The following is a 21,153-nucleotide window of genomic DNA, read 5'->3' as shown; positions in this document are numbered from 1 at the left end:
CCTAACGACGGCGACGCCGCAGTGGTCACCACTGCGGCGTCGCCGTCTGTCCGGGGGCGGGAGCGAACCCCGTCCCCCCGCCGCCCCTGTGAGCTAGGTTGGACAGCACCGCACGTCCGGCTCTCACGAAAGCTCCCCCATGGACACGCTGCAGAACACCCTGGACTTCGTCCGCGACCTCGTCTGGGGGCCCTGGCTCCTGCTGCCCCTGCTCTTCGGCACCGGTGTCTTCCTCACCATCCGGCTGCGCGGCATCCAGTTCCGGCTGTTCACCAAGGCCATGAGCCTGGGCTTCGGGCGCCGCTCCCGGGGCACCGGGGAGAAGGGGGACATCACCTCGTTCGCCGCGATGTCCACCGCACTGGCCGCCACCGTGGGCACGGGCAACATCGTGGGCGTGGCCGCGGCGATCTCCGTGGGCGGCCCTGGAGCCCTGTTCTGGATGTGGCTCACGGCGCTGGTGGGCATGGCCTCGAAGTACGCGGAGTGCTTCCTGGGCGTGCGCTTCCGCACCCGGGACACCGCCGGGCAGCTCACGGGCGGCCCGCAGGTCTACCTGGCGCGAGGGATTCCCAACAAGTTCGGGCGCTTCCTCTCCGTGATGTTCGCGGTGTGCTGCGTGGTGGCCACGTTCGGCATCGGCAACATGACCCAGGGCAACGCAATCGCCTCGAACCTGGAGCACTCCTTCAACGTTCCGCCGCTCCTGACGGCCGTTGTCCTGGCCGTGGGCACGGGCATCGCGCTGCTGGGTGGCATCCAGTCCATCGCGAAGGTCACCACGTACCTGGTGCCGCTGATGATCGTGCTCTACATCGGTTCGGGGCTCTACATCATCGGCGTGAACTACCAGGGCATCCCCGACGCCCTGCGCATGGTCTTCGAAGGCGCGTTCACCCCGATGGGCGCGACCGGCGGTTTCGTGGGATCCACCGTGCTGATGGCCATCCAGATGGGCGCGGCACGCTCGCTGTTCTCGAACGAGTCCGGGATGGGCACCGCGTCCATTGCGGCCTCGATCGCCCAGACCAGCCACCCCGTGCGACAGGGCCTGGTGTCCATGACGCAGACCTTCGTGGACACCCTGGTGGTCATCTCCATCACGGGCTTCGTGATCCTCTCCACGGGTGTGTGGAGCGGCACGGACACGGCCACCATGACCTCGGTGGCGTTCTCCACCGGCCTGCCCGGCACCTGGGGCGGCACGATCGTGACCATCTGCCTGGTGCTGCTGGGCTACTCCACGGTGCTCGGCTGGGCCTACTACGGCGAGCGCAACGTGGAGCGGCTGGCCGGCGCCCGCGCGGCAATCGTCTACCGCGTGGTCTTCTCGATTGCCGCCGGGCTGGGCGCACTGGCACCGCTCACCCTGGTGTGGACGTTCTCGGACATCATGAACGGCTTCATGGCCATCCCCAACCTGATCGGACTGGTCCTGCTGTCAGGTCTCGTGGTGCGCGAGACGAACCTCTACCTGAAGCACGATCCCAAGTTCAACGCCACCGCCCAGGAGGTGGACGCCTTCATGGGCGCCCACCCCGGCGCCCTGGACGCGCAGATCCACCACACCGTGGACCTCACCTCCTCGAAGCCCGCCCTCTCGGAGACCGGTTCGGCACCCGCTCCGCGTTCCGACGACGACGCCGCGGCCGGGTCCGGCGCGCGCGCCTGACGGTTCCGGGGGTCGCCCGCGGGCAGTTCCACGGGTCACCCGTGGACAGGCGGCTCACGCCTGCGGGGCGGCGACCGCGCGCGGGGCGGGCCGGGGACCTCGGCCCCGCGCCCACCCGGACCGGACCGCTCAGCCCTGCAACGCGGCGTCGTCCTCGGACAGCGGTTCCACCTCGATGACCTGGGCGAGCACGTGGGACTCGCCGGCGGCCAGCCGCACGGGTGAGCCCATGACGTTGCCAGCCTCGACGCACAGCATCTGCTGCCACTCGTCGTCCGCGAAGTCGGACATGCCCACGGCCTTGTCCTTCCAGGGGTTCCAGACCACGGTGCTGTCGGAGCCCTCCTTGGAGACCACGAGCGTGCGCCCGAGGTCCGGGTCCAGGACCCGGACCTCGCCGCGGTGGGCGAAGACGGCGTCGGTCTCGCCCTCGACGGTGAGGTCCCCCACCTGCGTGCGCTGCTCCTTGGTGACCTTGTCGTGGAACGGCACGCCGTCCAGCCCGCGGACGCGCACGCGGGTGGCATCGCCCACGCTGAGGTAGGTGTGCAGGGCCTCCTCGATCTCGAAGGTCTCCTCACCGGTGTTGGTGACGCTCAGCTCCAGGCGCAGTGCGGAGCCCACGCTCATGCGCAGGGTGGCGGAGAACTCGTGCGGGAAGGACTCGCGCAGCTGCTCGGAGACGTCCTGGGGGGTGAGGGTGAAGCTCGCGAACGCGTTGCCGGCGTCGTCCTGGCCCTGATCGTCCAGGTGCCACTCGGTGATCCGGGCGAAGCCGTGGGCGGGGGTCATCTCACCGGTGCGGCCGGGACCAAACCACGGGAAGCACACGGGCACGCCGCCACGGATCGCACGCCCGGTCTCGGTGGCGGCGCGGGAGGAGACCCACAGGACGGGCTCGTGGCCCTCCGGGGCCCAGGACATCGCGTGGGCGCCGTAGCTCAGGACGGTTCCCTCGCCGTGCGGCGCGGTCAGGGTCAGGGGTTCGGGCAGTCGTGTCATGCCCCCACCATAGGCGGGACCGCCGCCCGTGGGCAGGACCCCGGGGCGGTGGCCCGAGGGCGGTTCAGCCCTCCGAGTGCTCGTTCTCCACGGGGCGCGCCATCTCCTGCTTGAACCACTCGAACGCCTGGCGGTGGGACTCGGTGCGGCGCACGAAGACCCACGCGACACCCAGCAGCCCGAGCCACACGGGCAGCGCGACGAGGCTCGCGGCCGTCTCCGGCTCGAGGCTCAGCGCCCACACCACGAACGCGAAGAACAGCAGCACGGCGATGCAGGCCACCACGCCGCCCGGCATCTTGTACTCGGAGGAGCGGTGGCGCTCCGGGAACTTGTGGCGGTAGCGCATGTAGGAGACCAGGATCATGGACCACACGAACATGAACAGCAGCGAGGCCACCGAGGTGATGAGGGTGAACGCCTCGATGATCGAGTCCCCGGCGTAGAGCACGGGGATGGTCAGCAGCAGCACCAGGGCCGTGACGTAGAGGGCCCGCACCGGAACACCCACCTTGTTCAGACCGGTGAACAGCCGCGGTGCGCTGCCCTCCGCCGCGAGGCCGAAGAGCATGCGCGAGGTGGAGAAGACACCGGAGTTCGAGGAGGACATCGCGGAGGTCAGCACCACGAAGTTCACCACGGAGGCCGCGCCCGCCAGCCCGGCCAGCGCGAACATGGCCACGAACGGAGACTGCTCCGGGTCGATCGCACGCCACGGGGTGACCACCAGGATGGCCAGCAGGGAGCCCACGTAGAAGATGAGGATGCGCACGGGCACCGAGTTGATCGCGCGCGGCAGGGTCTTGCGGGGATCGCGCGCCTCGGCGGCGGTGGTGCCCACGAGCTCCACACCCACGAACGCGAAGACCGCGATCTGGAAGCCCGCGACCACGCCCATGGCGCCGTGCGGGAACCACCCGCCGTCGTTCCACAGGTTGGAGATCTGCGCCACGTCACCGTCAGGGGACGTGAAGTGCGTCAGGGCCATGACCGCGCCCGTGACGATCAGCGCCAGGATGGCCACGATCTTGATGAGCGCGAACCAGAACTCCATCTCGCCGAAGTTCTTCACGCTCACGGCGTTGAGCAGGAAGACGACGGCGAGCACCGCCACCGTGGGCAGCCACAGGGGAATCCCGGGCCACCAGAACTGCATGTAGCCGGTGATGGCCACGAGCTCCGCGATCGCGGTGACGATCCAGCAGAACCAGTAGGACCAGCCCACGAAGAAGCCCGCCCAGGGCCCGATCAGGTCCGCCGCGAAGTCCGCGAACGTCTTGTAGTGCAGGTTGGACAGCAGCAGCTCCCCCATGGCCCGCATCATGAAGTACAGGAAGAACCCGATCACCATGTAGACGAAGACCACCGAGGGCCCCGCCAGGGAGATGGTGCGCCCGGAGCCCATGAACAGGCCGGTGCCGATGGCGCCGCCGATCGCGATGAGCTGGATGTGCCGGTTGCTCAGACCTCGAGGGGGACCCGAGTGGGCGTGGGGCGGGGACACGGCGGTGGAGCTGTTGGTCATGTGTGCTGAGATTACACCTCCGCACCCCCGTCTCCGTGGCGTGGCGCACACGGGCGCGGCTCGCCTTCCCGGGAGCGGGGAGGCGGGCCGCGGGACCCGCGGAACGGGCCGGGGACGACGTCGTGCCGTCCGGACCGCGGGTCAGCGCGTGCGGGGTGCCCCCGCCCGCTCCGGGGCCACGTAGCTGTCGATCGCGCCGGGGCGGCCCTCCATGAAGCCGTCCACCTGCACCTTGCCGGCCCGCAGCTGGGGGTCGTTGCGCAGGTAGTGCTTGGTCTCCCGCGCCACGAGGCCCGAGAGGATGATCAGGCCGATCAGGTTGGGGATGGCCATGAGCCCGTTCATGAGGTCCGCGAAGGACCACACGATGGCCAGGGGCACGCTGCAGCCCACGAACACGATGACCGAGAAGAACACGCGGTAGGGCATCACCGAGGCGCGGCCGAAGAGCCGCTCCATGCAGCGCTCGCCGTAGTAGGCCCAGCCCAGGATGGTGGAGTACGCGAAGAGCACCAGGCCGAGCGTCACGATCAGGTGGCCCCAGCCGCCGGGCAGGCCGTGGCTGAACGCGTCACCGGTCATGGTCGCGGCGAAGTCCTTGCCCTGCTCCCACACGCCGGTGGTCACGATGACCAGGCCCGTGCAGGTGACCACGATGATCGTGTCGATGAACGTCTGGGTCATGGACACCAGGCCCTGGCGCACGGGGTGCGTGGTCTGAGCGGCGGCCGCGGCGATGGCCGCCGAGCCCATGCCGGACTCGTTGGAGAAGATGCCGCGGGCCACGCCCATCTGAACCACGATGATGATCGCCGAGCCGGCGAAGCCGCCCACGGCGGAGTGGCCGGTGAACGCCGAGGCGAAAATGGTGCCGAACGCGGCGGGCACGGCGTCGATGTTGACGACCAGGATGAACAGCGCACCCAGCACGTAGAAGACGATCATCACGGGCACGAGACCCGCGGTGACCTTGCCGATGGACTTGATGCCGCCCACGAGCACGAGCAGCGTGAGCACGGCCAGCACAAGGCCGGTGATCCACACGGGCACGCCGAAGGAGGACTCCACGTTCGCGGAGATCGAGTTGCCCTGGGTCATGTTGCCGATGCCGAACGAGGCCAGCACCGCGGCGACCGCGAAGAAGATCGAGAGGAACTTGCCGAAGCCATTGGGGATGCCGCGGAACAGGTAGTACTGGGGTCCGCCGGAGATCTCGCCCTTGGCGTCCCGTGTGCGGAAGCGCACGCCCAGGAACGCCTCCGAGTACTTGGACGCCATGCCCAGCACGCCGGTGACCCACATCCAGAACAGCGCGCCGGGCCCGCCGATGGACAGCGCGGTGGCCACGCCCACGATGTTGCCCGTGCCCACCGTGGCCGCGAGCGCCGTGGTCAGGGCCTGGAACTGGGAGACGTCACCGCCGGGGGCGTCGTGGTCCTTGCGCTCGAACAGCGCGAGCCGCAGCGCGGGGATCAGCTTGGTGAGCTGGAGTCCTCCGAGCCGGATGGTCAGGTAGATGCCCGTGCCCAGTAGCAGGGGGATCAGCAGGAACGGTCCCCAGACGAACCCGTCCAGGGTGTCGAGGATGGATTGCAGCGCGTCGAGCATGGAAGTGTCCCTCGGTCGTGTGGGGGCCGGAAGCGGTGAATTTCCCGCGGGAACCGTCACCATTTCGGAAAGTGAACCACACCACGGACCCTGCCCGGGGACTCTGCGCTTCATTGCGGGCCATGTCGCGCGGCGGGTGCGGCCGACGACGTCGTCGGGCTCGCGTCGTCTGCCGGGGCCAGCGCGGCGCCGTCGCGCAGAACTGGGGCTGCCCGGCGTCGTGCCGGACGCGGGTGCCGCGCCGCGTTCAGGCACCGCTCTGCGCGTGGTGGGAGTTCGCCAGCCGCACAGTCACCACGGAGACCGCCGCGCACACCGCCATGCACACCGCCATGGGGACGGCGCTGCCCTCCCCCGCGAGCCCCGTCAGGGGCGTGACGATCCCTGCCATCACGAACTGGCCCATGCCCACGACCGCCGAGCCGGTCCCGGAGAGCTTCTTGTGCTGGGCGCGCTGCTGCGCCAGGGCCACGGCGTTGCCCAGCACGAAGCCCATGCATGCCTGGGCCAGGAAGATCAGCACCAGGGTGACCGTGCCCAGGACACCCAGCAGCACGAGCACCACGTTCAGAACTGAGAACACTGTCAGACCCACCACGCCCACCAGCAGCAGGGACTCCGGGGACCGGCTTCCCACGAGCTTGGTGTTGACCACGCCCGTGGCGATGGACCCGCACGCGTTGAGCGCGAAGATCGCGGAGTACGCCAGCGCGCTGTAGCCCAGCACGTTCTGGATCACGAACGAGGACGCGGAGATGTAGGAGAACAGGGCGCCGAAGGCGAACGCGAAGCTCAGCGCGTAGCGGCGGAACACGCGGTCGCGGAGCACCTCCCCGGCGTTGCGGAAGATCCGTCCCAGCCCGCCGCCCGAGCGCGCCTCGCGCGGCAGCGTCTCCGGGATGACGAACACGGAGCACGCGAGCATGACCACGCCGAAGCCGGTGAGCACCCAGAACACCACACGCCAGTCCGCCACGGTGGCGATCACCCCGCCGGCCAGCGGTGCAACCACCGGTGCGAGGGACGTGATGAGCGAGAGCACCGAGTAGAGCTGGGCGGCGCGGTGGCCACGGGCGATGTCCGAGACCACCGCGCGGGCGATCACCACCCCGGCCGCGCCCGCGACGCCCTGGACGAACCGCAGGGCCAGCACCACGCGGATGTCCGTGGTGAAGATGATGACCACCGAGGAGAGAAGAAACAGTGCCGTGCCCGCGACCATGAGCTTGTGGCGCCCCAGGACGTCCGAGAGCGGGCCGAGCACGAACTGCCCGATCGCCATGCCCACCATGTAGGCGGTGAGGCTCAGCTGAACCATGCTGGCCGTGGTGTCGAACCACTGGGACATCTCCGGCATGGACGCCAGGTACATGTCCGTGGCCATGGGGCTCACGGCGGAGAGGACGCCCAGCGCGCCCACGAACACCACCCGGTCCAGGCGCGGGTTCAACCCCAGTCTGCTGCGAACTGGCTCGGGTGCTCCGGAGCTCTGGGACATGCGGGATCTCCTGGGCGCGCGACGACGCGGCAACGGGGGTGGGATGCCCCCATGCTAGTCGCACGCGCGGTGGCGGATCGTGGGGGTCCGCGCGCAGGCCCGCGGGATCCGCCACACCTCGCGCGCCCCACCTAGGATGTTCCACGATGGAATCCAGCGACCGCACCCCACAGCACCCCGTCCCCGAACGCCCTGTCTCCGAACGCTCCGAGCACGACGCCGCCCTTCCGGGTGCTGGTGCCGAGCGCACCCCCGCGGGCCCCACCTCCGGCGGCCCCGCGGCCGCTGCAGGACAGGCCCCCGGCGCCGAGCAGGGAACCGGGGCGGGTGAGACCCCGGCGGCGGCAGCGCCGTCGAACCCGGCGTTCCACCGCCAGCCCTACTCCTTCGTGCGCCGCGGGGACCGGCTGTCCCCCAAGCGCCAGAAGGCGTGGGACGAGCACGCGGGCGAATGGGTCCTGGAGATCCCGCGCGTCATGACCGACACCTCCGTGGACCCCTCCTACCGCCTGGACCACGAGGCAGCCTTTGGGCGGGTGGCGCCGCTCGTGGTGGAGATCGGCTCGGGGCTCGGCGAGGCGATCGTGGCCCACGCCGCCGCGCACCCGGAGCTCGACCACCTGGCCGTGGAGGTCTACAAGCCCGGGATCGCGGACCTGCTCATGAAGGCGGCACAGGCCGGAGTCACCAACGTGCGCGTGGCCCAGGCCAACGCCCCGGAGGTCCTGGAGCACATGCTCGAGCCCGGCTCCGTGCACGAGCTGTGGGTGTTCTTCCCGGACCCCTGGCACAAGACCCGCCACCACAAGCGCCGGCTGGTCTCCCCCGCCTTCGCCGAGCTCGCCGCCCGCGTCCTGGAGCCGGGCGGGATCTGGCACCTGGCCACGGACTGGCAGGAGTACGCCGTGGTGATGCGCGAGGTCCTCGACGCCGCGGCTGCAGACTTCGAGAACCTCCACCCGGGCCCTCTCGCGGACGACGAGCACCCGGACACCGGCTGGGCACCCCGCTGGGAGGGCAGGATCCTCACGAGCTTCGAGCGCAAGGCCACCGAGGCCGGTCGCGTGCCGCGGGACCTGGCCTACCGGCGTCGCTGACGGCGACCGGCCCCGGGTTCGCTCCCGCCCGGGGCCTACCGCCGTCCGCTCCCCGCCGAATCCCCAGCATGGCCCTGCGAGGGCTCCCCTGTGTCATCGTGTCCCACCTCTTCCGGGACCCCCGTGAACTCGCCCGTCTCGTAGTCGTAGTCCACGGGGTTGCCGTCCTCGTCCGTGCGCTGGTACCAGTCGGTGACCTCCGGCGCGGAGGAGTCGAAGTCCGCGCCCGTGGCCCACTTGCTGTCCGGGGCGTGCTCCACGGCGAACGTGAAGTCGTCGCCGTACTCGTCGATCCCGTGGCGCACGGACTTGTCCACCGCCCAGCGCGAGTACTGCTCGCGGATGATCATCGGGTCCCGCCGCAGGTCCTTGTGCAGGGCCACGGCCATCGCGAACATGATGAGCGTGAACGGAAGGGCGGTGATCGTGATGAGGTTCTGCAGCCCGGTCAGCCCGGTCAGCGCGTTCTGCCCGCCGATCAGCAGCATCACCACGGCGATCCCGGCCATGCACAGGCCCCAGAACACCGTCACCCGCCGCTTGGGGTTGGGGTTGCCCCGCTGGGACATCTGCGAGGTCACCACGGAGGCCGAGTCCGCGGTGGTCACGAAGAAGACCGCGGGCATGACCACCACCACACCCGCCATGATCCCGGCGCCCGGCAGCCCGTCCAGGACGGTGAAGAAGATCTCCTCCGGCGGGGGCAGGGTGTCCACCGTGTTGTCCGGGGCGATCGCGCGGGTCTGCAGCTGCTGCCAGATGGCGGTGCCGCCCAGCACGGTGAAGGCCATGACCACGATGGCCGAGGGGATGAACAGCACCCCCAGCACGAACTGGCGGATGGTGCGCCCCCGGGAGATCTTGGCCACGAAGATCCCCACGAACGGCGCCCAGGAGACCCACCAGGCCCAGTAGAACGTGGTCCAGGTGGAGAGGAACTTCTGCATCTGCGGACCGTCGGACATGGACGCCGAGAGCATGTCCGGCAGCTCGGCGAAGTACGTGACGATCACCGCGGGCACGTAGTTGAGCAGGAACGCCGTGGGCCCCAGGACGAAGAAGAACAGCGCCAGGCCGATGGCCAGCACCATGTTGATGTTGGACAGCCACCGGATGCCCTTGGCCACCCCGGAGACTGCGGAGGCGATGAACCCGGCTGTCAGTACCGAGATGATGGTGAGCGCACCGGCGTTGCCCGTGGACCCCATGCCCGTGAAGATGTCCACCCCGCGGCTGATCTGCAGTGCACCGATGCCCAGCGCGGCCGCCGTGCCGAACAGGGTGGCCAGGATCGCGAGGATGTCGATGACCCGCCCCACCACGTTGTCCGTGCGCCCCTGCCGGAAGAACGGCGCGAACACGGAGCTCATGAGCGGAACCCGGCCGCGCCGGTAGGAGGTGTAGCCCACCGCCACGCCCACGAGACCGTAGATGGCCCACGCGTTGAGCCCCCAGTGCAGGGCGGCCTGCGCGGAGGCCTTCTTCATGGCCTCCATGGTCCCTGGCTCCGCGGAGCCAGGGCGCGGTGAGAGGAAGTAGGTCATCGGCTCGAACGGGCCGAAGAAGATGATGCCGATCCCGATCCCCGCGGCGAACAGCATGGCCGCCCACGACGCTGTGGAGTATGCGGGGGTGTCCCCGTCGAGGCCGAGGGGGATCCTGCCGTAGTGCGAGAACGCGAGGTACAGCAGGTAGACCAGCAGTCCGATCGCCAGCAGGTTGAAGGACCAGCCCATGTTCAGCATGGCCCAGTTCAGTGCAGCCCCGGACGCCGCGGTCAGCGAGTCCGTGTCCACGAGACCCCACACGATGAACCCGACGATCAGGCCGCCGGGGCCACGCCCACCACCAGCTTGTCCACGCCGTAGCGGACCCTCTGGTCCTCCACCGAGACGCCGGGCACCACGGCCGGGTGGATGTTGTGGGGGTAGCTGATCTCGGAGAGGAAGGACTTCGCGCCGCGCACCCCGCGCTGAGCCACCGGCTCCCGGCGGGCCTGTCCGGAGCGGCTCCCGGCGGGTCTTTGGGCGGCGGAGGGTTCGTGGGCGGCGGAGGGTCCGTGCGCTGCAGCGCGTTTCTCGTGGGGTGGGCGGGATTCTGACACGGACGGCTCCTGGGATCGGGGCGGGGCCTTCCCAGGGTATGTCCCCGCCCGTGTCCCCGCGCACACCCGGGTGCCCCCCCCGGACGACCACGGCCCCCGCACCGTCCGGAGACCGTGCGGGGACCGTGGTGGCGGGTTCTCAGCCCGGGCCGCTGCCCCGGGCCGAACGCCGTGGGGCGCCCGACGCCGCCGTGGCGGTTTCCCGGTCCGCGGTGCCGCCGGACCGCGCCGGGCGGTAGAGCATCAGCGCCTGGGAGACCTTGCGGGGGGCGCGGCGTCCCCCGCGGGCAATGCGCACCACCTCCCCGCCGGAGCCCGCGATGAAGATCTTCTCCCGCTCGCTGCGGGCCTGGCGCTCGTTCTCCAGCTCCTCCGAGAGCTCGGTGACGCGCGACTGCAGCGCCTGCACCTGGTTCTCCAGCTGCATGATCCGCTTGATCCCCTCGAGGGACACGCCCGCCTGGGAGAGCTCCTGGATCTGGCGCAGCTTCTGCACGTCCAGCTGCGAGTAGCGCCGTGCCCGCCCGGAGGCCCGCGACGGCGTCACAAGCCCCAGGCGGTCGTACTGGCGCAGGGTCTGCGGGTGCATGTCCGCGAGCTCGGCCGCCACCGAGATCACGAACCCGGGCTTCGTGAAGTCCACCGCCATCTCAGACGGCCGCTTGCGCACCCAGGTCCGCACGCGGGTCGAAGTCCTCCGTGGCGGCGGCGAAGTCCTCGAGTGCCTGCCGTGCGGCGTCGTTGATCGTGGCGGGCAGCACAATCTGCACGGTGACGATCATGTTCCCGGTGCTGGACCCGGACGTGAAACCCTTGCCCTTGACGCGCATCCGGCGCCCCGAGGAGGTGCCGGCGGGAACCTTCACGTTCACGTGGCCCCCGTCCAAGGTGGGGACCTGGACGGTCGCGCCGAGACCCGCCTCCGCCACGGAGACCGGAACGGTGACGTGCACGTCCTGGCCCTCGCGGGTGAAGAACGGGTGCTCCTTGACCTTGACGGTCACGAAGAGGTCCCCGTTGCCGCCCGGGCCGGTGTGGCCCTTGCCCGCGATCTTCAGCCGCTGACCGTCCTTGACGCCCTTGGGCACGCGCACCGTGGTGGTCTGGCCGTTGCCTCGGCGCAGCTTCACCGTGGTGCCGTTGTACGCCGAGCGCAGCGGGATGGTGGTGGTCGTGTGGATGTCCTCGCCCTTGGCGGGCGGGGCCTGGTAGCCGCTGAAGCCACCCTGAGCGCCGAACCCGGACTGGCCGCCGAAGCCGCCGCCCTGGCCCCCGCCGAACTGGGCGAAGATGTCCTCGAAACCCCCGCCACCGCCGCTGGAGGTGGTGTAGCGCCGTCGGCCGCCACCGCCGCTGGAGGTGGTGTAGCGCCGTCGGCCACCACCGCCGTTGAAGATGTCTCCGAAGATGTCCTCGAAGCCCGCTCCGCCGGCGCCGCCGGCACCCTCCGGACCGCCGGCCGTGAAGCGCGCGCCGGAGCCCATGGCCCGGATCGCGTCGTACTGCTCACGCTCCTCGGGGTCCGAGAGCACCGAGTTCGCCTCGGTGATGTCCTTGAACCGTTTCTCCGCAGCCGCATCCCCGGGGTTCTGGTCCGGGTGGTACTTGCGGGCCAGCTTGCGGTACGCCTTCTTGACGTCAGCTTGGGATGCGTCCTTGGAGACGCCCAGGACGCTGTAGAAGTCCTTGTCAATCCAGTCCTGACTGGCCATGACGCCTCCTTTCTCTTCGATGTGCTGTGATACGGCTCGGGGCGGGTCCCGTCATGTGGACCCGCCCCGAGTTCATGGTGTCGCTACGGCTGCGTCGCCACGGCCACCTGGGCCGCTCGGACGACCTTGTTGCCCACCTTGAAGCCCGAGCGCAGCACCATGGACACATGATCCGGTGCCACGTCCTGGGTGGGCTGCTGCAGAACGGCCTCGTGGATGTTCGGGTCGAACACCTCACCCACCTCGCCGATCCGCGTGAGCCCCTTCTTGGTGAGGGCCTCCTCGAGCTTCGCGGCGATCGCCGCGAACGGGCCCTCCTCGAGGTCCCCCGCCTTGCGGGCGGCGTCGACGTCGTCGAGGACCGGCAACAGCGCGGCAACCATCTCGCCGGACACGAAGTCCCGCAACTGGTCCTTCTCACGCACGGTGCGGTTCCTGAAGTTCACGAACTCCGCCTGCAGCCGGCGGAGGTCCTCCAACCGCTCGTCCGCGAGCTTCTGCGCCTCGGAGCCCTGGGCCTCCGATCCGCCCGCCGGGGCGGCGTCGCCCTGGAGCGACGCCGCGTCCGCGGCCCCGGCGTCCTGGGACTGGGGGGTGTCGAGGATGTCGTCCACGGTCAGACCCTCCTGTCCCTGTGCGCCGTCGGCCTGCTGGGCATGCTCAGCCGAGTGGTCCGGGTCCTGCGGCACGGACTGGCCGTTGCCCGTCGGGTTCTCGGAATCGCTCATGCTCACTTCTTCCCGTCGTTGTCGTCGTCCACGACCTCGGCGTCGACGATGTCGTCGTCGTCCTTGGCCTGGGCGCCCTCGGCACCGGCAGCACCCGTCTGGGCACCCTCGGCACCCTCGTTCTGGGACTGCGCGTACAGCGCCTCGCCGATCTTGGTCTGTGAGGCCTGCAGCTTCTCGAACGCGGTCTTCACGGCATCGTCGTCATCGCCCTCGAGCGCGGCCTTGACGGCGTCCACGTCCGCCTGGACCTCGGACTTGACGCCCTCGGGGATGGCGCCCTCGTCGTCCTTGATCAGCTTCTCCACCGAGTACGCGGTCTGCTCCGCGTTGTTGCGGCGGTCCGCGGCCTCACGGCGCTGCTTGTCGGCGTCCGCGTTGGCCTCGGCGTCCTTCACCATGCGGTCGATGTCCTCCTTGGACAGCGAGGTGCCGCCCGTGATGGTCATCGACTGCTCCTTGCCCGTGCCCTTGTCCTTGGCGGACACGTGCACGATGCCGTTGGCGTCGATATCGAAGGTGACCTCGATCTGCGGCATGCCGCGCGGGGCCGGCGCGATGCCGGTCAGCTCGAACGTGCCCAGGTTCTTGTTGTCCCGGGTGAACTCGCGCTCACCCTGGAAGACCTGGATGGACACGGAGGGCTGGTTGTCCTCGGCGGTCGTGAAGGTCTCGGAGCGCTTCGTGGGGATGGCCGTGTTGCGCTCGATGAGCTTGGTCATCACGCCGCCCTTGGTCTCGATGCCCAGCGACAGCGGGGTCACGTCGATCAGCAGCACGTCCTTGCGGTCACCCTTGAGCACGCCCGCCTGGATCGCGGCGCCGATGGCCACGACCTCGTCCGGGTTCACGCCCTTGTTCGGGGCCTTGCCGGCCAGCTGCGTGACCTTCTCGACCACGGCGGGCATGCGGGTGGAGCCACCCACGAGCACCACGTGGTCGATGTCCGAGACCTTGATCCCGGCCTCCGCGATGACGTCCTTGAACGGCTTCTCGGTGCGGGCCAGCAGATCCTTGGTGAGGTCCTCGAACTTGGCGCGGGACAGCTTCTCGTCCAGGTGCACCGGACCCTCGGGAGTCACGGACAGGTACTGCAGGGAGATGGTGGTGGAGGTGGCGGAGGACAGCTCCTTCTTGGCCTGCTCGGCCGCCTCCTTCAGGCGCTGCAGGGCGATCTTGTCCTTGGACAGGTCCGCACCGGTCTTGGACTTCACCTGCTCCAGCAGCCAGTCCACGATCCGCTGGTCCCAGTCGTCGCCGCCGAGGCGGTTGTCACCGGCGGTGGCGCGGACCTGGATGGTGGAGAAGTCGTCCTCGTCCTTGCCGACTTCCAGCAGGGAGACGTCGAACGTGCCGCCACCGAGGTCGAAGACCAGGATGAGCTCGTCCTCCTTGCCCTTCTCCAGACCGTAGGCCAGGGCCGCTGCGGTGGGCTCGTTGACGATGCGCAGCACGTTCATGCCGGCGATCTCACCGGCCTCCTTGGTGGCCTGGCGCTCGGCGTCGTTGAAGTACGCGGGGACTGTGATCACGGCGTCCGTGACCGTGTCGCCCAGGTAGGACTCGGCATCCGCCTTGAGCTTCATGAGAATGCGGGCGGAGATCTCCTGCGGGGTGTACTTCTTGCCGTCGATCTCGGTGGTCCAGTCGGTGCCCATGTGGCGCTTCACGGAGGCCACGGTGCGGTCCACGTTCGTCACGGCCTGGCGCTTGGCCACGTCACCCACGAGGGTCTCGCCGTCCTTGGAGAACGCCACGACGGACGGGGTGGTGCGGTTGCCCTCGGCGTTGGCGATGACGACGGGTTCGCCGCCTTCCAGCACTGCCACCACGGAGTTGGTGGTGCCGAGGTCGATTCCTACTGCGCGAGACATAGTCGATCCTTTCGTTGATGCCATGCGGTTCGCACGAGGACCGGATCCCCGTGTCGCTCGAACCGTGAAGACTTGAGCTTTCAGGACTCAAGTTTACACGCGACGCCACCCGTGTCAACAGAGTTGAGCAAGTTTCACTCAACTTTTTTGCGGCCCCTCCCCACATGCCCCTTACCCGTCGGTTTAGTTCCCGGACGGTTCCGGGTTATGCTCGAGGGTTTGTGCGCCCAGGGCGAAACCACTTGCCCGCGCGGCGCAGTCCACATGTCACCGATCCGGGAGTTCCACCGCGCCTCCACCCGTCCCCGATCACTCACCGCCACAGTCAGGAGAACTGTCTTGAGCACCCCACCCCATTCCGAGGACCGACGACCGTCGGACTCGACGACCACCCCCGGCTCCACGGGCACCCCCACCCGCAGCCGCCCCCGGAAGATCATCGACGAGCTCACCTACCCCCACGGCATCCACCCGGCACTGGTCCCGGGCGTCGGCGTGGAGGACCGCAAGGTCAAGTTCGGAACCGACAGGGTGGTCTTCGCGATCACCGCGGTCCTCGTGGTGGGCTTCATCGCGTGGGGCGTGCTCGGCACGGACAGCCTCTCGACGGTCTCGGCAACCGCGCTCGCGTGGGTCACGGACAACACCGGCTGGTTCTTCATCCTGCTCTCCACCGCGGCCGTGGTCTTCATGATCTTCATCGGCTTCACCCGCACAGGAAAGATCAAGCTCGGCCGTGACGACGAGGAGCCCGAGTACTCCTTCTTCTCCTGGCTCGCGATGCTCTTCGCGGCGGGCATGGGCATCGGCCTGGTCTTCTACGGCGCGTTCGAGCCCATGAGCTACTTCGAGGGCGGGATCCCCGGCTTCTCGAAGGTCGCCGAGGCCGGCAGCGACTCCATGGTGGTCTACGCCCTCGTGCAGTCCGCCTTCCACTGGGCCCTGAACCCGTGGGCCATCTACGCCGTCGTCGGCGTCTCCGTGGCCTACGGCGCCTACCGCCGCGGCCGGGCCCCGCTGATCTCGCGCGTGTTCACCGCGCTGCTCGGCCACAAGCGCGTGGACGGCACCCTGGGCAAGCTGATCGACGTCTTCGCGATCTTCGCCACCCTCTTCGGCACCGCCGCGTCCCTGGGCGTGGGAGCCATGCAGATCGGCTCCGGCATCTCGATCGTGGGCGGGCTGGACAAGCTCAGCAACAACGCGCTGATCGTGATCATCGCGCTGCTGTCCGTGGGCTTCATCATCTCCGCCGTCTCGGGCGTCTCCCGCGGCATCCGCTACCTGTCGAACATCAACCTCTCGCTCGCCTTCGTGCTGGCGCTGTTCGTGTTCCTCGTGGGACCCACGGTCTTCCTGCTGACGCTGATCCCCTCCACGTTCTCCACATACGTGTCCGAGTACCTCTTCATGACCGGCCAGTCGGCCGCGTGGGGTCCGGAGAGCGCCGAGTTCTCCAACACCTGGACCGTGTACTACTGGGCCTGGTGGCTCTCGTGGTCCCCGTTCGTGGGCATGTTCATCGCCAAGATCTCCCGTGGCCGCACCATCCGCCAGTTCGTGACCGTGGTGCTCGTGGTCCCGGCCTCGGTGTGCATCCTGTGGTTCATCGTCTTCGGCGGCTCCGCCATGTTCTTCTCCAAGAACGGTGCGGACCTCTCCGTGGACAACGGCGCCGAGTCCATGCTCTTCGGACTCTTCGACCAGCTCCCGCTCACGGCCGTCACCTCGGTGCTGGCCATGGTCGTCATCGGCATCTTCTTCGTGACGAGCGCGGACTCCGCTTCCGTGGTCATGGGCACCATGACCCAGCGCGGGCGCCCGGACCCCAGCAAGTGGATCGTCATCTTCTGGGGCGCGTGCCTCGCGGGCATCGCGATCGTCATGCTCCTGGTGGCCGGCAACGACGCGCTGGCGGGCATGCAGCGCCTGGTCATCGTCTCGGCGCTGCCGTTCGCGGTGATCGTGGCCATGATGATGGTCGCCCTGTACCGGGACCTGAGCAACGACCCCGCCACGCTGCGGACCAAGTTCGCCTACTCGGCCGTCCAGAAGGCCGTGGCCGCCGGGCTCGCCGAGCACGGTGACAACTTCGCCCTGCAGGTGGAGCGCGCCGAGGGCCATCGCGCCGCCGGCGACGCGTTCGACTCGCACGATCCGGCGATCACCGAGTGGTACCGCCAGACGGACGAGAACGGTGACGAGACGGACTTCCAGTACAAGTCCGAGTGGGTCACCTCCGCCGTGGACGACATCGTCAAGGACACCCCGGAGGGCGAGGCCCCCTGGGACCAGACGACCCCCAAGCACCTCGACGAGAAGTGACTCCGGCGCTCCCCTGCGGAGCCGCCACCCGGCAGTGATGCGAACGGGGTGCACGTCCACGGACGTGCACCCCGTTCCGTGTGTGTTCCCGGCTCCGCAGCGCCGTCGCCGCCCTTCCCTGCGCGACGGTGCGCTCCTTGCCCGTGGCGTCGTCGCCCTTCTGCCCGGCTCGCCGTCGCCGCCCAGCCCGGAGCACCGTCGTCACCCCGGCCGAACCCCGCGGATTTCGCCGCTGGCGTGGCGGCGGGGTGCACGGACCCCAGGGCCGCTCACCCGGCGCGGATTTTTCGTACAGTGGAGACCATGTTCAACATCGTCACGGTGTGCACCGGCAACATCTGCCGCTCCCCCATGGCCGAGGCGCTCCTGCGCGCCGAGCTCGACCGCGCAGGGCTCTGCGGGCGAGTGGCGGTCGGCTCCGCCGGGGTGAGCGACGAGGAGCACGGCAATCCCGTGGACCCGCGCGCCCGGGCCGTGATCGCGCACCACCACCTCGACCTCCCCGACCACTGCGCGCACAGAATCACCGACGCCGAGCTCGCGGACGCAGACATGCTGCTCGCCATGACGAACTCCCAACGCGAACAGTTGCGGCGCCGCCTGCCCCCGGACCGCGCCGACACCGTGCGTCTGATGCGCAGCTTCGACCCGCAGGCCGAGGCCTCCGGCACGGACCTCGACATCGCCGACCCGTGGTACGGAGGTTCGGAGGACTTCGACACAGCCTGGGAGCAGATCGCGGCGGCCACCCCCGGCGTCGTGACCTGGGTGCGCGAACGGGTCGAGGCCCCGTGATCGCACCGGACGAAGGATTCCACGACGATGAGATCGCCCAGTTCCCGGACGGCGTCAACCTCGCGCGGCTGCTGCCGCCAGCCACGCGCCGCCCGTTCGTTGTGGGCATCGATGGCCGCTCCGGCGCGGGCAAGACCACCCTCACGGATCAGCTCGCGGCGGTGCTGCGGCGCTCGTACGACGTCGTGACCTTCCGCCTGGAGGACCTGTACCCGGGCTGGAACGGACTGGCCGAGGGCATGAGCGAGTACCGCACACGCATCCTCGAACCGCTGCGGCGCGGCGAGGACGCGCACTGGACCGCGTGGGACTGGCTGACCAGCGAACCGGGCACGCCCCGGCTCACGCGCGCCGCCGAGATCGTCCTGGTGGAGGGCGTGGGAGCCTGCCACCGCGAGGCCCGGGCGCTGCTCGACACGTCCGTGTGGGTGGAGCTGCCCACGTGGCAGCGCAAGCAGCGGGCCCTCGCCCGCGACGGTGCCACGTACGAGAACTACTGGGACGTGTGGGCCGAGCAGGAGGAGCACTACCTCGCGGAGGACCCCGTGTGGGAGGCCGCGGACATCATCCACCCTGGCCCCGCGCCCCAGCTTCCCGCACCGACCGCCGAGGAGCGGGGCGGCTCGTGAGCTCCGGACCGGGCGCCGCGGTGCTGCTGTCCCCCGTGACGGGTCCGCCCCGCCCTGTTGATCCGCGCGAGCCCATGGTGCGCCTGGAGGACCAGGCGCTCACCCGCGGTGACGGGATCTTCGAGACGCTGCACGTGCTGGACGGCACCGCCTACAAGTTCGACGCGCACCACGCCCGGCTCGCCGCCTCCGCCCGCACCGCGGACCTTCCCGCGCCCCCGCAGGACGTCTGCCGCGCGGCCCTGGCCCTGGGGCTCGACGCCGCCGGGCCGGGTTCCCACGACCCGTCCCGTGATCTCGGGGCCGAGCACTCGGTCAAGCTGAGCGTGAGCCGGGGCGTGCCGGGTGGTGAGCCGTGGGCGTGGCTCACCGTGTCGCCGGTGCCCCCGCAGACCTTCGAGGCCCGCCAGGACGGCGTGTCCGTGCTGCTGCTGGAACACGGCCACGACCCGGCCGAGGACTCCGGGATGCCCTGGCTGCTTCCCGGTGTGAAGACGCTTTCCTACGCGGTCAACATGGCCGCCGTCCGCCACGCCCGGGCGAACGGCGCGCAGGACGTCGTGTTCACCACGTCCACGGACCGCAGGATCCTTGAGGGGGCAACGTCGTCGGTGGTGTGCGCCCGCACCTCGCCCGGGCAGCCACCCACCCTGGTGACGCCCGAACCGTCACGCGGCATCCTGCCGGGGACGTCACAGGCCAGGATCTTCGACGCCGCGCGCCGTCACGGCTGGGGCGTGGACTACGGGCCCCTGCATCCCCGGGACCTCCTGGAGGCGGACGCCGTGTGGCTCACGTCCTCGGTGCGACTCGCGGTGCCCGTGACCAGGGTGGACGGCCACCCCGTCCGCTCGGACCCCACCCTGACCCGCACCCTGACCGACTTCCTGCTGGGGCGCGCAGACGGCTGATGCAGGCGGGCGAGGGCCGATCCGTGATCACTGCCAGATGTAGCGGTGCGTCCCGATTCCCATCGACAGGACAAGAGCACCGACTGCCGTCACGACGACCGCCACCCCCACGAGCACATCCACCCGGCTGTAGTGCAGGGGACGGGCCCAGGTGCGCGGTCCCGCCCCGAACCCTCGCGCCTCCATGGTCATGGCCAGCCGGGTCGCGCGGCGCAGGGACTGGACGAGCAGGGTGAACGCCTGACCGCCGAATTCTCCGGCCACACCCCACGGCGTGTGGGATCCTCCGGCCCCGCGGGCGCGGCGAGCAGCCGTCAGGACGCTCCACTCGGTGATCATGACCTCCACGAGACGCATTGCCGCGAGGGCGGCCAGGACGAAGCGCGCGGGCAGCTTGAGCGTCTGGGCGAGACCGTCCGCGAGGTCCGTGGGGTCGGTGGTCAGCAGCACCGTGATGCCGGGCAGGGCGATGGCCAGCCCGCGCAGCGCGATCGCCCCGCCGGCCGCGAGGGATCCGGTGGTCACGGTGATCCATCCGAGCTGCAGCAGCACTGGACCACCGGCGTCGGAGAGCATGGCCGTTCCCCAGCCACTGATCAGGGCTGCCACGAGGATCGGCCACAGCCGCGTGAGCAGCCGCAGCGGTCGCATGCCCACCCCCGCGAGCAGGAGCAACTGACCCCCCAGGGCCACCGCGTTCGTCACGGGATCGGCGCTCAGCACGATCACCACGGTGATCAGCAGGGCGCCGAGCAGCTTCACGACGGGGTTCGCCCGGGCCAGCAGCCCGCTCCGGGGGCCGAAGATGCCCGGTGTTGCCGTGGTGCTCATGAGCCCAGCCCCACTTCCTGCGCGTCGAGCGCGGTCATGAGGTCCCGGTCGTGGGTCACCGCCACCACGGCCGTGCCCCGGTCCATCTCCTCCACCAGGAGGTCCACGAGCTCCTTCCAGGTGCGGGCGTCCTGGCCGAACGTGGGTTCGTCGAGGATCACCACCGCGGGTGCCGCCGCGAGCACCGTGGCCACGGAGAGCCGACGCTTCTGGCCCCCGGAGAGCGTGAAGGGGTTGGCCTCGGCCAGGTCCTCCAGGCGCAGCCGCCGCAGCAGGTCCTCGACCCGGGCGTCGTCGGCCGTCGTGTCCCGCTCGTCCCGCCGCGATCCCGCGCCCTCCGAGCGGCGGCGCAGCTGCTCAGGACCGAACTCGAGCTCTTCCCGCACCGTTGAGCGCAGGAACTGGTGCTCGGGGTGCTGGAACACCGTGCCCACCCTCGAGATCAGCTCGCGGCCGTCCCACAGGCCGGGATCCGGCGGGGCGTCACCCGCCAGGGCGGCGGAGGCCCGCACCGTGCCGCGCACGGGCACCAGGAGACCGGCCAGCGTGAGGGCGAGCGTGGACTTCCCGGCCCCGTTGGGTCCGGTGACGGCCAGGGCCCGGCCCGCTCGGACGTCCAGCATGATGTGCTCGGCCGCGGGTGGGAGGTCTGTCATGCCGCGTGCCGACGCCTCGAGGGTTTCGCCACGCCGCCACGACCTGCGGGCCCGACGCCGCTCGCGCGCCACCGCTCGCCGCGGTGGCTGGAGGCGCGAGACCCCCAGGTCCCGGGCGCTGAGGAGCACCGCGCCGTCCCGGGGAGCGGGGCTCCCTGAGGCGTGCGGGGGCCGGTCCTGGCCGGA

At 70.0% G+C, this 21,153-nt stretch carries 18 protein-coding genes; 6 read left to right on the top strand and 12 right to left on the bottom strand.

Annotated elements, in window-relative coordinates; all coding sequences use genetic code 11:
* Nucleotides 1–139 precede the first annotated feature (139 nt).
* Nucleotides 140–1,672, top strand: coding sequence for a sodium:alanine symporter family protein (locus tag D8M39_RS10105; protein WP_055083541.1), 1,533 nt, complete (start codon nucleotides 140–142; stop codon nucleotides 1,670–1,672).
* Between the two features lie 129 nt (nucleotides 1,673–1,801).
* Here the strand turns inward: D8M39_RS10105 and D8M39_RS10100 are convergent, their stop codons facing one another.
* The 4 genes from D8M39_RS10100 to D8M39_RS10085 all read right to left on the bottom strand — a co-directional run bounded on the left by D8M39_RS10100 (nucleotide 1,802) and on the right by D8M39_RS10085 (nucleotide 7,305).
* Nucleotides 1,802–2,674 (bottom strand): D-hexose-6-phosphate mutarotase, encoded by an 873-nt coding sequence (locus D8M39_RS10100; protein WP_055083543.1) that lies wholly within the window; start codon nucleotides 2,672–2,674, stop codon nucleotides 1,802–1,804.
* 64 nt (nucleotides 2,675–2,738) lie between these two features.
* Nucleotides 2,739–4,199 carry an amino acid permease gene (locus tag D8M39_RS10095; RefSeq protein ID WP_055083546.1) on the bottom strand — a complete coding sequence of 487 codons (1,461 nt, stop codon included), beginning with the start codon at nucleotides 4,197–4,199 and terminating at the stop codon, nucleotides 2,739–2,741.
* A gap of 141 nt (nucleotides 4,200–4,340) precedes the next feature.
* Nucleotides 4,341–5,807 carry a sodium:alanine symporter family protein gene (locus D8M39_RS10090; RefSeq protein ID WP_055083547.1) on the bottom strand — a complete coding sequence of 489 codons (1,467 nt, stop codon included), beginning with the start codon at nucleotides 5,805–5,807 and terminating at the stop codon, nucleotides 4,341–4,343.
* A gap of 247 nt (nucleotides 5,808–6,054) precedes the next feature.
* On the bottom strand, nucleotides 6,055–7,305 hold the full coding sequence (locus D8M39_RS10085) for a multidrug effflux MFS transporter (RefSeq protein ID WP_055083548.1): 1,251 nt from the start codon (nucleotides 7,303–7,305) through the stop codon (nucleotides 6,055–6,057).
* Nucleotides 7,306–7,451: 146 nt separating this feature from the next.
* On the opposite strand from D8M39_RS10085, the gene trmB reads away from it, so the two are divergent.
* The gene (trmB, locus tag D8M39_RS10080; RefSeq protein WP_238694045.1) at nucleotides 7,452–8,402 is read left to right on the top strand and encodes a tRNA (guanosine(46)-N7)-methyltransferase TrmB; all 951 of its coding nucleotides are present in this window, start codon (nucleotides 7,452–7,454) and stop codon (nucleotides 8,400–8,402) included.
* Nucleotides 8,403–8,437: 35 nt separating this feature from the next.
* On the opposite strand, the gene D8M39_RS10075 is transcribed toward trmB, so the two are convergent.
* The 6 genes from D8M39_RS10075 to dnaK form a co-directional block, all read right to left on the bottom strand.
* Nucleotides 8,438–10,198: a BCCT family transporter gene (locus D8M39_RS10075; RefSeq protein ID WP_332308062.1), complete on the bottom strand. Its 1,761-nt coding sequence runs from the start codon at nucleotides 10,196–10,198 to the stop codon at nucleotides 8,438–8,440.
* Between the two features lie 26 nt (nucleotides 10,199–10,224).
* The gene (locus D8M39_RS13250; protein WP_371413782.1) at nucleotides 10,225–10,383 is read right to left on the bottom strand and encodes a hypothetical protein; all 159 of its coding nucleotides are present in this window, start codon (nucleotides 10,381–10,383) and stop codon (nucleotides 10,225–10,227) included.
* Between the two features lie 262 nt (nucleotides 10,384–10,645).
* Complete coding sequence (locus tag D8M39_RS10070; RefSeq protein ID WP_055082039.1) at nucleotides 10,646–11,155, bottom strand: heat shock protein transcriptional repressor HspR; 510 nt, start codon at nucleotides 11,153–11,155, stop codon at nucleotides 10,646–10,648.
* Nucleotide 11,156: 1 nt separating this feature from the next.
* The gene (locus tag D8M39_RS10065; RefSeq protein ID WP_055082033.1) at nucleotides 11,157–12,218 is read right to left on the bottom strand and encodes a DnaJ C-terminal domain-containing protein; all 1,062 of its coding nucleotides are present in this window, start codon (nucleotides 12,216–12,218) and stop codon (nucleotides 11,157–11,159) included.
* Nucleotides 12,219–12,301: 83 nt separating this feature from the next.
* On the bottom strand, nucleotides 12,302–12,946 hold the full coding sequence (locus tag D8M39_RS10060) for a nucleotide exchange factor GrpE (RefSeq protein WP_083482254.1): 645 nt from the start codon (nucleotides 12,944–12,946) through the stop codon (nucleotides 12,302–12,304).
* Nucleotides 12,947–12,948: 2 nt separating this feature from the next.
* Nucleotides 12,949–14,820 carry a molecular chaperone DnaK gene (gene dnaK, locus D8M39_RS10055; protein WP_055082037.1) on the bottom strand — a complete coding sequence of 624 codons (1,872 nt, stop codon included), beginning with the start codon at nucleotides 14,818–14,820 and terminating at the stop codon, nucleotides 12,949–12,951.
* A gap of 339 nt (nucleotides 14,821–15,159) precedes the next feature.
* Between dnaK and D8M39_RS10050 the strand changes: the two genes are divergently transcribed.
* From D8M39_RS10050 to D8M39_RS10035, 4 genes are all read left to right on the top strand, one after another.
* A complete protein-coding gene (locus D8M39_RS10050) occupies nucleotides 15,160–17,145 on the top strand; it encodes a BCCT family transporter (RefSeq protein WP_094395139.1) in 1,986 nt (661 codons plus the stop codon).
* A 303-nt stretch (nucleotides 17,146–17,448) separates the two neighbouring features.
* Nucleotides 17,449–17,940, top strand: coding sequence for a low molecular weight protein-tyrosine-phosphatase (locus D8M39_RS10045; RefSeq protein WP_094395141.1), 492 nt, complete (start codon nucleotides 17,449–17,451; stop codon nucleotides 17,938–17,940).
* A complete protein-coding gene (locus D8M39_RS10040) occupies nucleotides 17,937–18,569 on the top strand; it encodes a uridine kinase (protein ID WP_126874948.1) in 633 nt (210 codons plus the stop codon). Before D8M39_RS10045 ends, D8M39_RS10040 begins: the two co-directional genes overlap by 4 nt.
* The gene (locus D8M39_RS10035; protein ID WP_238694044.1) at nucleotides 18,566–19,480 is read left to right on the top strand and encodes an aminotransferase class IV; all 915 of its coding nucleotides are present in this window, start codon (nucleotides 18,566–18,568) and stop codon (nucleotides 19,478–19,480) included. The genes D8M39_RS10040 and D8M39_RS10035 overlap by 4 nt, the downstream gene beginning before the upstream one ends.
* A 27-nt stretch (nucleotides 19,481–19,507) precedes the next feature.
* Here D8M39_RS10035 and D8M39_RS10030 read toward each other — a convergent pair whose 3' ends face one another.
* On the bottom strand, nucleotides 19,508–20,311 hold the full coding sequence (locus D8M39_RS10030) for an energy-coupling factor transporter transmembrane protein EcfT (RefSeq protein WP_126874947.1): 804 nt from the start codon (nucleotides 20,309–20,311) through the stop codon (nucleotides 19,508–19,510).
* Nucleotides 20,308–20,967, bottom strand: coding sequence for an ABC transporter ATP-binding protein (locus tag D8M39_RS10025; protein WP_371413781.1), 660 nt, complete (start codon nucleotides 20,965–20,967; stop codon nucleotides 20,308–20,310). The genes D8M39_RS10030 and D8M39_RS10025 overlap by 4 nt, the downstream gene beginning before the upstream one ends.
* Nucleotides 20,968–21,153 lie beyond the last annotated feature (186 nt).

The organism is Kocuria sp. HSID17590 (assembly GCF_003989485.1).
Taxonomy (GTDB): Bacteria; Actinomycetota; Actinomycetes; order Actinomycetales; family Micrococcaceae; genus Kocuria; species Kocuria salsicia.
This window is presented reverse-complemented; position numbering and strand designations above follow the sequence as displayed.